Source organism: Maritimimonas sp. 2210JD6-3 (assembly GCF_056591795.1).
This window is the reverse complement of record NZ_JBWQOJ010000056.1, coordinates 1-12,953: the sequence shown is the minus strand read 5'-3', so window position 1 is coordinate 12,953 and position 12,953 is coordinate 1. Positions and strand designations below refer to the sequence as shown.

Below are 12,953 nucleotides of genomic sequence, written 5' to 3'. Positions count from 1 at the left end.
TTTAGTAGCATTCTCTAATATTTCAATAACGGCTTTGTATTTTTCTTCCATATCAGGCCTACCTTTACTATAACTTAGACTTTCTATATGATATTCTGATGCTGTTTTTCCCATAAAACATTTAAGTTTTGGGTCTGCACCAATTGAGAGTAAAAATGTAACTACATCTGGATTTATAGTAAGGCCTAAAACTGTTCTACCGCTTATATCCTGAGCATTAACATCTGCACCTTTAGTAACAAGTAGTTTAACTAACGCTAAATGACGGCTTGCCCACATTAAAGGTGTTCTTTGATTATGCCCAATACTATTAACATCTGCGCCATTATTAATGAAATACTCTGTTAATTTTGAAAGTCCGGAAATACAAGTATGTACAAGTAAATTATTCTTATTAGATATATCGGCACCATTTTCAATGAGATAAAATGCTATTTTTTCCTGTTTTTTGCGAATGGTAAATATTAACAATGAATCTTCATTTGCACATTTACAATTAACATTTTCATTTTTTTGCACATAGTCTTTTACGGTTTTTAAATCACCATTTTCTATAGCTTCTAGAATGTCTTTTGAACATTCGATTTTTTGATATAAAATACTTGTTTGATCATTAACTTTTTTCTCAATCTTTATCGGATAGGTCTGAGATATACCTATTAAACCTATATTAATTTGTCTTTTAGTAAATATTCCTTCTTTCAAAAGAATAGAAATAGGTTCTTCTCCATATCCATCGGAAAGTTGTCCGGTCGATGCTTCAATAATTTTTTCAAGTTCTACCTTAGTAAGTTCTTTTTTTAGCTGATAGGTAATAAATGAAATAACTCTTTTGTTTTTAATATCTGCCTTTAGATTTATTCGAGATCCCAGAAGTAAATCTTCTTCTAGGTCTTCATTTACCCAATTATGTATTTCATTATTCTTATCTGCCCAATTAGAAAGGGCTTTTTCCAATTTGCTATTAAAGCTGATTGGATTATTATTAAACATTTCAATATCAGCTATATATTCTAATATAATTTCAATATTCATCTCTTATATTAATTTTAAGCATTTAGTTTAAATACCCTTTAATTTAAAACCGCATTACTTTTAATGAAAAAAAGTTGTTGGTATAATTATAAAATCATTTTCCAATACAAAAAGTAACAATATTTTATTTTACTGGGCTTGCAGCCTGTAGAGACACAAATGAGAGACAAATTCACTCTTTGTCTTCCAAAAGTTTAAATTTTTGAACTAGACTTTCATGTAAACTAGTTATTAATTCTTTAAACCCAGTTTCTTCCATAATTACTTTTAGTTTATCCTTTAAAGTATTTATGACATCATTTTGATAAATGTATTCAAACCTATTAGGTTTATCCTCTTTATTGAACTCTTGAATAATGATATTTACTTCTTCATTAGCTAATTGATTTATTCTCTCATTAAGTTCTTTTAAATTTTCTAAAGACTTTACATACCCAGAATCTAGATTATCTTTAACAATTTCATATAGCTTATTACTATTCTTATCGTATAAAGTATTTGATTTCCTTAGTTGAAACAATATTTCATAGTACTTTCTGTAATCCATACTTCCGATTAGCTTCTTTGAGAACCCAAAACAAATGGAAATATCACTATTATTTTCTGTAATAATCTGTTGGAATGCACATCCACTTATTAACGATATTAACTTGTACGGAAAAAGATTGATATCTTTTATGATATTTTCATACCTTAATAATTCTTGTGGTCTCATATCAACATAACCACACCAATTCGAGTTTTCACATTCAAAATTCCTAATAACTAATTTTTCAATGTATAAATTTTGAAACTCATCTTCAATAATAATATCAACACACAAATGTCCTAGCTCATGAATCAGAAGTGACTTAATTTGGTTTTCCATTATATGTAATACTTGAAGGGCAATACTTTGGATTCTGTATTTGATTTATCAGCGGTTAAAATATTTCCTATTGTTTCAGCAAATTTTAAAGTTACTGGAACACCGTCTCCAAATTTACAAGAGTTATAGTTTAGCTTAGTTAGCGCAAGTATATCTTTAGCAACTTGATTTATATCAGCTTCGCCTCTAATAATTACTATCTCTATGGGATTTGGAACTTCTAAGCCTATTTGTGTTCGTAATCTTGGTATAAACCCTCTAGTCCATAAAAAACCTTTGTAATCGGACATTTTGTAAAACGTCCCTCTTGGAATACAATAGACCTCATTCCTATAAAGCTTAAAATCAGCATCATCTCTAATTTGCACACCAATGATTTTAGACTTTCCTTGAACTGCATTCAAAAATCCTTGCCATTCTTCATCATTAAATCTCGTTTTTGCATGTATAAAAACTTCACTTGGATATTGATTATCGTGAGATTGAGTTTTAAATGCTTCGAGAGAATTAGAAATTAGTTCTTCTGCATCACTTTCCTTTAAATGATACTCTTTGCTTATTGGATTATACCATGGGCCTACATTTCCTCTAAATACCATTCCATCACCATCACTTAAAAACATTTGAGCTGCACAACAAGCATTTTTTGAATTTTTGTTTTTTGGGTCAGTTTGTTTATAGACAAGACCTACGTAGCATACATTATCTCTGACATCGTTTAATTTCCAAGGAATGCCTCCACATTTATAATATAAGGATGTAGAAATATTCCACGCTTTATCAGTTTCAAAAATTTCTTCAAGTTTGATTGACTCTTCATCATCCCACATTTCATGGTAGGCAAACTTTTCTTCAATCATAATTTGAGAAATTACTTTTTCCCTTAGAAGCTTTGCTTTTAGTTGATGATGAAAATTTAAGTTATATCTATAAGCTTTCCTCAAAATCATGTTTTCTTCTTGAAAAAACATATTCATTTGATTTTCTATTCTATCATGTTTTGATAAACCGATATTCACATTGTCGTCTGATTTAGGAATGTCTATTGTCGGCCTACCATATTTGTAAATTGAACTTGGAATAGCAATAAACCACACTGTTACTGGGCTTTCCTCGGTTTCAGTATATGTTTTGATTTTTTGAAAATAGACCTCTGAAAGGTTAAATATTCTTTGATGTTTATCTCTATACTTAAGATACTTTTCAATCTCATCAATAGAAACATTAAGTTCAGGTAAATGATTAAAATTGATATGTATACCAAATGCTCCTTCTAGTCCAGGAAAATTTGGCCTCGCTATTTGAGGAGGATTTAAGGAAACAGGTTTATGGATTTTCTTTAAATAGGCAATTATTCTTTTTCTCGCTGTAATTGGCCCAATAACCCCTATGTTAACTTGATGAGATAACTTATCTTTTGAATTAGGGCCAAATAACATAATGCCATCCCTTGGGTCTAACGTGTTTTGCTCAAATCCAAATGAAAGCCTTGGTTCTTGTATATGAATTAGATTATCTGTCATGTGTTTGGTTCATTATAGCCAAAATGAGAATTCAAAATTTTAGGATATTCTTCCATAACCAAATTTTCATGTTCACTCACTATGATCTTGATTTGATTTTCTTTGTCCTTTAAGCCTTGTATATATGCCAAAACCAAATCTCTCCATTGTTTATTGAACATTCTTTTTCCTTTTTGTCTTCTATTAGACTGTATCTTTTTTTTACTATCTAAAGGATTAAAACCATTGGTGGTAAATATTAAATGGTTATAAATACTAACTTGAAAATATGGATTCACCCTTGGTCTTATAGATAAAGCAAAATGCCATGATTGGTCAAGGTGTTTTCCAAAAACTTGAATATTTTTTGTTTTTCCAGTAATTGGAAATGAATATTTCACCTTGTCATTTACAATAATACCTGGAGTGAAAAAATATGCAGATTTTCTATTTGAAAAAGAATATTCTTTCAACCCTTTGTTGTGAAAAATACCATGAATACATGTCGTTATTAATGACTTAAAATGATTTATCTTATCAATTATTTTTGGAAACTGAAAATCACCTATTCCATAAACAATATCTGTTAATGGAACTTTAATAACTCTTTTGGGAATTATTTCAATTGATTCCTCTTTAACAACGAAATCTTTAGGAGGATTTTTTGAAAAAGAACAGACGACATTTCCTATAACATGGCAGGGATACTTGTAACTTTCTACAACTAAATCAGCCTTTTTTTGTTTTGATATTGAATTAAATAAAATTTACTTGGTAGTTGATTAAATTCCCAAGCCGAAGAAATATAAAACTCTTCTTTTTCTATTATTCCATTTGAACTGGTGTATGAAGTTTCAAACCAGTCTTTAAAGGATATGGAAGAATTAGATTGTTTAGGAATTTTATCTGTATTTAACTTTTTTATTAATAGTTCAAATCCATTACCCCATCCATTACTGAAATCAATATGATTTAAAACATTTGCACCAACAAACAAATTATGCGGAGAAGTATCTATTTTAAGTGGTATTATAAAATCTTTGATTTTATTCTCTATTGCAATAGATTTTGCTAGTTCAATTTCATTGTTTATTCCATTTTTAATATTACCAGCTTCTTGATTATAGCAGATATTCTTTGAATAAACCAATAAAAATTTAACAGTATTGTTTCTAATAGCATGGTCGATTTCTTTCCAAAATGTTTCACCTGCAATAAGTTTGTTTTTATCAATCCAAACGTTGTAACCAAGCATTTCTAGCCTTGAGGCTAACCAAATAGTAAAATCATTATCCTCTGGAGTTGCATGACTTATAAATATTGTATTTCTATTTTTGTTTATCAATTCAATATTTTATTTTTCTTTTTTTATAAGGGTTTGCGGGTGATTGGTTGAAAATGGGTTGAAAGATAATGGTTTCTTTTGATTAGATTATTCTTTCTTCACCAATTATTATCCATTATTGATTACTTGTTCGATTTACTAAATTATTTCAGTTAAATTTTCCTATTTTTATATAAAATTCAAACTTCTAGCTATTGAAAATGAAGTGGTTAATTAATATATTTATATTTTTAGTTTTTCTAAATACTAATAAAATTTATTCTTCAAATATAATTTATACTTCTGAGGTAAAGAGTTGTATTAGTATTTCAAGTAAGTCAGAAATTCTTAAAGACTCCTTATCGATATTTAAAATAAAAGATTTAATTAATTCGCAAGATTTTTTACCGAATAACGAACAAAGATTAGTTAAACCTCCAGGCTCAGCTTATTGGATAAAAGTGACAATCAAAAATGATTTGAATGAATTAGATGAAAAATATATATCAATAACATCCAATGACATTTTTCATGTGGAGTTTTATCAATTAAACGCTAACAATTATATAAAGCAAAAAGTAATAACTGGTAATAAGAAGAATTATGAGTCAAGGCCTATTTCAACTCATGATTTTACTTTTAAAATTTCTATAAAACCAAAGGAAATAAATTATATCTATTTAAAAGTTGAAAGAAAATTCCAGACATTAAATACTGATATTTTATTGGAAAATGATTTATCACTAATTAAAAAAAACACTAATAGATCATTCAGAGCTGGTTTTACGGTAGGGGGTATTTTGTTCTATCTTATAGCTGCGATAGCATTATTTCTATTTAACAGAAACTCAATAAATTTAAACTATTTAATATATATAATTGGATCTACCATTTTTATGTTAAGTTTTAATGATGGATTGAGGTATGTATGGTCTAATTGGCCATACTTTCAGGATCCATCAACCTTCATTGGTCCAACAATGATACTTACGGGACATATTGGTGTGTTTCGATTATTCTTTGAAGTTAATAGTTATAGTAGATATTTAGATTTATTCTTTCAATCTTTAAGGGTTGTTGGAGTCTTTTTAATATTTGGGTTTTTCTTTGCAGATAATTTAGAGATGTTTTACTATGGCTTTTATAAAATAATGGGAATGTTGTTTTTAATTAGTTTTATTGCTTTCGTTAGTGTAGGTTTTTTAATCTATTTAAAAAGAAGAAGAACCGATCACCTCTGGTTTTTAGCATCTATCATTTTTATGTTGTTATCCGCCGCTTTCATTCTTTTAGTTGAACTCGGATCATTTGATAGAAAAAAATTTGAATTTGCTTTTAGTTATTTACCACTTATGACGCTATACTATGAAGCAGGGTTATTAGCTTTCTTTCTAGTGAAAAAAGTTTATGATGAAAAAATCGCTTATGAACGAATAGCTATTGAAGAAAGACAAACGATTATTGAAGGATTACATGATGACGTGATTTCAAGTTTCGGTGGTTTAAAGATGTCTTTTAGTAATTTAATTATAGAGAACACTAACCAAAAGATAATAGATAAAGTAAAAGACATTGATAGTTCAATGGATAAGGTTCTTACCAAGTTGAGAGAGGTAACTCATAACTTTAATACTTCAACGAGACATTTAGATGAAATTATCGCAGAAGTAAGGTTATTCGCAAATAAAATATTGGAAAGAAAAACGATGAGTTTTAATCTTCAATTTGAAAATGATAATGAAGAATTAAAACTTCCAGTAGAAATTAGCAGAAACCTTCAAGGGTTTTTAAAAGAAGTTATTTATAATGCTGTAAAACATTCTAAGGCTTCAAGTTTTACAATGCAGGTTACAAAGTATAAAAATATAATTGCGATCTATCTTTTAGATAATGGTATTGGTTTCGAGACTTCATTTACCAAGGCTGATGGAATAGGGTTACAAAATCTAAAAAATAAGGCTAGAAAAATGAAGGCAAAAAAATTTTCACTGCATTCTGAACCTAATAAGGGAGTAGAAATAAATTTAGTTCTAGATTTGAGTAATTTTAAGAAGTCTGATTATATTTAAAAATGCCAATTAAACTTACTATTTACGAAGATAATTTAAGTTACTCTAAACCTCTTGAAGAGTTGTTTATATCTCATTCTGATTATCAAGTAAAGGGTAATTTTGTTGATTGTAAGAATATAATTTATCAAACAAAAAAATTTTCCCCAGATATTATTTTAATGGATATTCAGCTTCCAGAGATAAGTGGTATTGAAGCAACTAAACTAGTAAAAGAAAATTTTCCTGAAATAGATATAATCATATTATCTAGTTTTGGTGATGATGATTATGTTTTTAGAGCTATAATGGCTGGTGCAACCGGGTATATATTAAAAGGTGATTCGAACAATATAATTACTGAATCTATAAGGGATGTATATGAAGGAGGCTCTCCTATGAGTCCTACAATTGCAAGAAAGGTTTTAAAATTATTTAAGCTAAACACCAATTTATCTGAAAAACAAAAATTAACTGAACAACAATTCAAAATACTTAACTTAATGAAACAAGGTTTGAGTTATAAAATGGTTGCTAATGAACTAGGTATTGCTTTAAGTACTGTACAGGTTCATATTAAGAATATTTACAAGCGTCTTCAAGTAAATAGCAAAGCACAGGCTTTTAAAAAATTATTCAGATAACATATTATTATCACTTCTATTCTAAGAGCGTACCACAAATATGGTATTGCGCTGATATGTTTTCAATAATAATTTTGCATTAAAATTTCTGTATTGCACAGATTCAGACTTTTAACAATTTAAACTTTATGCTATGAGACATTTTAAAATTTTGGTTTTAATATTTATTATTAATTATTCATATTCAGATAATTTACCAACAGATTTTTTTAGATTAAAAAATAGGTGGAAAGCGCAATACATACATTCTGAAAATGATAAAGTCGAATTAATGAAGAATGTTCCATCAGGATGGTGGAGTGCAATGTGGAAGTTAGAAAATGTACCTAACACAGAATACTACAGAATAAAATCAAGGCATAAAAATTATTATTTGCATACCGAATATGGTAAGCCAGATATAAAGGCAAATGTTTCATCAGGATGGTGGAGTGCAATGTGGAAGTTAGAAAATGTACCTAATACTGATTATTATAGGTTAAAGTCTAGACATGGAAATATGTATTTGCATATTGAAAATGGGAAACCTGAATTAATAGCTAATGTTCCCAAACATTGGTTCAGCGCAATGTGGAAGCTTGAACCTGTCTCAAATGAAACATCAGATAAATCAGGTATAGAAGGCTATATAGATATGCATACACACCCTATGAGTCATTTAGGGTTTGGAGGTAAGTTGTTGCATGGGGCTCCAGATACCGATATTTTGGTTCCTGCAATTCCAGATGGAGGCGGTTGTAGACATTATAAAAGAGCTAGAAATATCAATGAGGCACTATCTCATTGTAATGCAACTCATGGAGGAAAAGGTTGGTTTGATAATAAATGTGGAGATGATTTAAGAAAAAAAATATTGGAGGGAGTGGAAAGTAACTTAAAAGTAGCACATACTCATCATGATGAAGGTGCTAAAGGTTATCCGCATTTAAACAAGTGGCCAGCCTATAATAATATTACACATCAGCAAATGTGGGTAGATTGGATTAAAAATGCCCATAAAAATGGACTAAAGGCAATAGTTGCATTAACCGTTAATAATGCCACATTTTCGGCCGCTTTTAGTGGACCTGGAGATAGAAATCCTGATGATAAATCATCTTCTAATATTCAGATACAAGAATTAAAACGAATGGTTGGCCGTCATGATTGGATGGAAATAGCTTATAGCAGTGGTGATATGAAAAGAATAGCCAACAATGGAAAAATGGCAGTTATTATTGGAATGGAAGTTGATAACATAGGTAATTTTATTAGTGATAATAATATTTCTGAGTCGAGCCCTTCATTGGACTCAAAACTCAAAGTGAAAAAAGAACTTGATAGAATATATGATCAAGGTGTAAGATATATTTTCCCTATACATATTATTGATAATAAGTTTGGAGGAACCGCCATTTATGAGGATTTTTTCAATTTGAGTAACTATCACATTAATAATAAATTTTGGGATATTAAGTGTTCATCAAGACCAGATATAGGATATAAGTTTACCGTAGCAGGATTTGATCTGCCTTTGGCAGTAGCTAAAGCTAAAATTGGCATTGATATCTTTAGAAAACCACCGAACCCTCCTAACTGTAATTTTGGTCATGTCAATAAAAAAGGACTCACCAATCTTGGGCAATATGCTATTGAAGAGATGATGAAAAAAGGTTTTATGATAGACGTTGACCATATGTCTGAAAAAACAACCAATTCCGTATTGAATTTAGCCGAGATATATAATTATCCCGTAAACTCTGGGCATAATGGAGTTCGAGATGGTTCTAGTAAAGAAAGACATCTTACTCCGAATCAATATAAAAAAATTGCACGTTTAGGAGGAATGGCTGGAATTGGATCCGCAAAGTCTAATCCTGAAGATTTTTTGGAAAATTTTCAGAAAGTCTCGGGACTGATGGGAAATAAGAATATTGCTATAGGCACAGATGTAAATGGTATGGAACCCTTACCGGGTCCTCCGAAAAAAGTAAGTAATCGAGTATCAAATTCAGAATATTCCTTTGGTAACAAAACTTGGGATTTTAATAAGGTTGGAGTGGCTAATTATGGAATGTTACCAATGTTCATTGAAAGCGTAAAAAAGGCTGGAATGACAGAAATTGAAAGGAAAGCTCTTTTTAGCTCGGTATCACATTTTATAAATATGTGGGAAAAGTGTGAAATTAGATCTGGAGTAGGACTTTCTTATATACCTGGATGTACAAAGATAAAGAATAGACATGTAAAGAAGTATTTAGATATTCAAGAAGGAAAAGTATTACTAAATAATAATTTTAATAATATCCTTGAGGAAGGCTGGGAATTAGAAAGAGTAAATAATACTACTAACTTTTACAGAATTAAATCGAAGAAGAATGGGTATTATTTACATACGGAGTATGGAAAATTAGACATAATTAAGAATGTTAATAAAAAGTGGTGGAGTGCAATGTGGAAATTGGAACTAGCTGATGTTCAAGGAGGGTTAAGATATGTTAGGTATAAATCTAGGCATAAGGACTATTATTTACATACCGAATATGGAAAATTAGATATTATACAGAATGTAAACCAGAAATGGTATAGTGCTATGTGGCTTCTTGAGAATTGCCAATATGTCAACATACAATAAATGTTGTTCGATACAATATGGTAAAGTTAAGTGCAAATATTAGTCTCGAGAACTAAGGCGATGCAAAAAAGAGATAATAATTAAGAATAGTTCTAAGATTTTCTATGAAAAATTTAAAAATAGTTGGTTTCTACGTTATAATGTTATTTTTATTAACAGGTTGTGATATACTTAAAGCTACTTTTACCGATACTAAAGAAGATATTCCTGAATTTTTTGGTACTAAGTCAATTGAATTGAGAGAAAGTATATTGAGGACTACTCAAGGTGTTGATATTATTGAAAAAGCAATTCAAGGATCAAAGTATGAAAGATATATTTCTGGACGAGGAAAAAAAACTACTTTAGGAAAAAAATCTGGTGGAGCAATTCAAGGACCTTTAAGTGACAAAGCTTTAGCGGTATTGCCTGACTTAGAGAGAGCAGAGATTAGACATAAGGTAGAATCTTTTCTAGTAGACATTGAACTAGGAGTTTATGAAGCCTCAAGCGAAGAAATAGAATATTGGAAAGAGTTTTTAAAAGAATTAGAAAAGACAGATTGATATTATTATTTCATTTTTTTTAAATAATCTCCTTATAATTTTATTAAATTTCAATATGATAATCCATTAATAATAATTTAAAATACTTATATGCAGTTACTTATAGTTATTTACCAATACAATACTGTTTAAAATTATATCTTGATATTCCATGTTATTGATTTCATTCTTTCTTTAATTAGCCCTAACGCCGTTATAACTTGACTCTCATTAGGGAACCTACCATTGGTAAAAACCAGCTTTCTAAAATCACCACTATATGTATTCTTTAGTTGTTCCCAAGCATTGTCCAGGTCTGAAAAAACTAAAGCTTCATTTGGGTGGTGAGCTAACCACTCATTGTTGTTTTTAAAACTTTCCACATCCTTATTAGCTACATTTAATAACATACTTTCAAAGGCTTTTGAATTAAAAAACAACATTAATTCTTTGTCCTTTAGCATTAAACATAAATCATAGGTATGCCGAATTTTCTTCTTTAAATCTTCAATAGCATTAGTTCCATGTGAAAATCGAACAAGACTCATTATTTTTTCGCATAAAGTTCTCTTTGGGTCTAGTACATTAACTTCAAATGGCTCCAATCCATATTCTGAGGCTAACTGTAATTGATCATTCTGTTTCATCATATCAAAAACATATGAACTTACAGATCTTTTAGTATAGGGATCAAAATCACCTAACCAGGTCGCTTCTACTATAATCACATCCCGAATTTGGCCATACTCGCCTTTAAATTCTTTATTATAAGTGTGTGCAGTTTTTCGGTTCATACCCATTTTCTGGGTTACATTTGTTACTTCTACTTCCTCCAATACCGAAGCTACTACCTTACTTATTTTTCTAATTTTATTGTTTAGTTTGTTTGCGGAATCACTCTCATTTCTCAAAACCACTAAATCAATATCTTCCGAGAATCGATCTATTAAACCAAAACATTTTGACAAAGCCGTACCACCTTTAAAAACGGCTTCTTTACCAATTTCATGGGTAAAAATGGTTCGCAAAACATAGGTTACCCAATAGTCTTTTTCAACATAAATATCCGGAATATTCATTTCCTGAGCGGTAAACCTTATAGCTTGAGTAAAAAGTTCTTTATTTTCGTGTAGGGTCATTTGATATTCCAGTTTTTAGTAGTTGACAATAAAGTATCAACTCCTGGCAAGTTATATGATGTTATTGGGTTTAATGTTTTTTGTAACGTTCCCGCTATTTCAACTTCTTCCAGCTCATCTATCATTGCTCCTAGGAGTGCACGTGTGGAGGGTGGATATTTTTTAGCCAAACGTACCATTGTATTTATATCATTTTTTGGCAACCCTTTTACAATTTCGAATAATCTTTTGCAGGCAGATACTATTGTAGTATCAGGTATTTTTTTAATATACCGAAAGGCATCCAATAATTGTAGGATTGGAATATTTTCTTTGGTAATGGTATTTTTTTGTTTTACAAAAGAAATTGTATAACGCCCACGGGTAAAGGTTGGCCGGATTTCATTTTTTCCAATCTGAATAGTGTTGCTTACCTGTGTTGTTAGACCTAAAGAATTATACATACTTAGTCCAGTGAGATATCCAACTACCTTACCTTCATCTTCCAAAATATCTTTTACAACTTGATATCGGTCTGGTTCTAGCACTCCAAACACAGTTTTTTCAGGTTTATAATATTTCCCTTTTGAAAGTTTGGCAATACGCCCTGAAGCAGCCATACGGTTAAGCGCTTTTATAATGGCTTCCTTTTTATTCACCTCTGTTATAAAGTCCTCATAGGTAAAAACATACCCTTTTGGCAATCTATTTATGGTATCTGCTATGTAATCAGTAACTTTCAATGAAATTAATTTTTTCAAAGATATAAAAAATGTCCAGTTTTTTATAAAATAAACTGGACAAATTATCAAGCTAAAGTAATTACCTTTGGAAATGAGGAAGTCTTAGAAAGTAGTTAAATATGTTTGCGTGACACTACATGAAGTGTCATTAATTGCAAACGCTTTTTATTCATTGGGAATAACCTTTTCAATGTGGTTAGTATCTTTAAATTTCTCTTGGGTTAATTTTGTTTTATATACATATACTAATGATGCTACTGAAATAAGGATTGCAAGGATAAAAGTAATTATTGCCCATTTAGGATATACCCCTGCTTTTTCAAATAAGGCTTCAAATCTTTTATATTGCCTTTCTTGCAGTTTGCTTTGTCTTTTTAATTGGTTGTTATATTCCTCTAAAAATGGTTGATTTACATTTAAAGGAAACGGTATGGTTATTGATATAATTCTTCTTTTCAATCTTAACCTTCAAAAGATCATTATTTGATGAAAAAACAAATACTATTTTTATTTTTTGGACTTTTAGTAACATT

Annotated in this window: 12 protein-coding genes; 4 read left to right on the top strand and 8 right to left on the bottom strand. The window is 29.8% G+C overall.

Annotated features, from left to right (window positions below):
- The 5 genes from AC1EUY_RS15450 to AC1EUY_RS15430 all read right to left on the bottom strand — a co-directional run.
- The coding region (locus AC1EUY_RS15450; RefSeq protein ID WP_480196453.1) for an ankyrin repeat domain-containing protein at window positions 1-1,035 on the bottom strand (1,035 nt) is incomplete at its 3' end.
- Between the two features lie 172 nt (window positions 1,036-1,207).
- Complete coding sequence (locus tag AC1EUY_RS15445; protein ID WP_480196452.1) at window positions 1,208-1,903, bottom strand: hypothetical protein; 696 nt, start codon at window positions 1,901-1,903, stop codon at window positions 1,208-1,210.
- Complete coding sequence (locus AC1EUY_RS15440) at window positions 1,903-3,426, bottom strand: argonaute/piwi family protein (protein ID WP_480196451.1); 1,524 nt, start codon at window positions 3,424-3,426, stop codon at window positions 1,903-1,905. Before AC1EUY_RS15440 ends, AC1EUY_RS15445 begins: the two co-directional genes overlap by 1 nt.
- The gene (locus tag AC1EUY_RS15435; RefSeq protein WP_480196450.1) at window positions 3,423-3,878 is read right to left on the bottom strand and encodes a hypothetical protein; all 456 of its coding nucleotides are present in this window, start codon (window positions 3,876-3,878) and stop codon (window positions 3,423-3,425) included. The genes AC1EUY_RS15440 and AC1EUY_RS15435 overlap by 4 nt, the downstream gene beginning before the upstream one ends.
- 251 nt (window positions 3,879-4,129) lie before the next feature.
- A complete protein-coding gene (locus AC1EUY_RS15430; RefSeq protein ID WP_480196449.1) occupies window positions 4,130-4,750 on the bottom strand; it encodes a toll/interleukin-1 receptor domain-containing protein in 621 nt (206 codons plus the stop codon).
- A gap of 200 nt (window positions 4,751-4,950) precedes the next feature.
- On the opposite strand from AC1EUY_RS15430, the gene AC1EUY_RS15425 reads away from it, so the two are divergent.
- From AC1EUY_RS15425 to AC1EUY_RS15410, 4 genes are all read left to right on the top strand, one after another.
- Window positions 4,951-6,798, top strand: a complete 1,848-nt coding sequence (locus tag AC1EUY_RS15425) for a sensor histidine kinase (RefSeq protein ID WP_480196448.1) — start codon at window positions 4,951-4,953, stop codon at window positions 6,796-6,798.
- 2 nt (window positions 6,799-6,800) lie between these two features.
- Window positions 6,801-7,421, top strand: coding sequence for a response regulator (locus AC1EUY_RS15420; protein WP_480196447.1), 621 nt, complete (start codon window positions 6,801-6,803; stop codon window positions 7,419-7,421).
- A gap of 133 nt (window positions 7,422-7,554) precedes the next feature.
- A complete protein-coding gene (locus tag AC1EUY_RS15415; protein WP_480196446.1) occupies window positions 7,555-10,035 on the top strand; it encodes a membrane dipeptidase in 2,481 nt (826 codons plus the stop codon).
- A 104-nt stretch (window positions 10,036-10,139) separates the two neighbouring features.
- The gene (locus tag AC1EUY_RS15410; protein ID WP_480196445.1) at window positions 10,140-10,580 is read left to right on the top strand and encodes a hypothetical protein; all 441 of its coding nucleotides are present in this window, start codon (window positions 10,140-10,142) and stop codon (window positions 10,578-10,580) included.
- A gap of 134 nt (window positions 10,581-10,714) precedes the next feature.
- Here the strand turns inward: AC1EUY_RS15410 and AC1EUY_RS15405 are convergent, their stop codons facing one another.
- The 3 genes from AC1EUY_RS15405 to AC1EUY_RS15395 all read right to left on the bottom strand — a co-directional run bounded on the left by AC1EUY_RS15405 (window position 10,715) and on the right by AC1EUY_RS15395 (window position 12,879).
- Window positions 10,715-11,698, bottom strand: coding sequence for a nucleotidyl transferase AbiEii/AbiGii toxin family protein (locus AC1EUY_RS15405; RefSeq protein WP_480196444.1), 984 nt, complete (start codon window positions 11,696-11,698; stop codon window positions 10,715-10,717).
- Window positions 11,695-12,420: a type IV toxin-antitoxin system AbiEi family antitoxin domain-containing protein gene (locus AC1EUY_RS15400; protein ID WP_480196443.1), complete on the bottom strand. Its 726-nt coding sequence runs from the start codon at window positions 12,418-12,420 to the stop codon at window positions 11,695-11,697. Before AC1EUY_RS15400 ends, AC1EUY_RS15405 begins: the two co-directional genes overlap by 4 nt.
- Before the next feature lie 165 nt (window positions 12,421-12,585).
- The gene (locus AC1EUY_RS15395) at window positions 12,586-12,879 is read right to left on the bottom strand and encodes a DUF6730 family protein (RefSeq protein WP_480196442.1); all 294 of its coding nucleotides are present in this window, start codon (window positions 12,877-12,879) and stop codon (window positions 12,586-12,588) included.
- Window positions 12,880-12,953 lie beyond the last annotated feature (74 nt).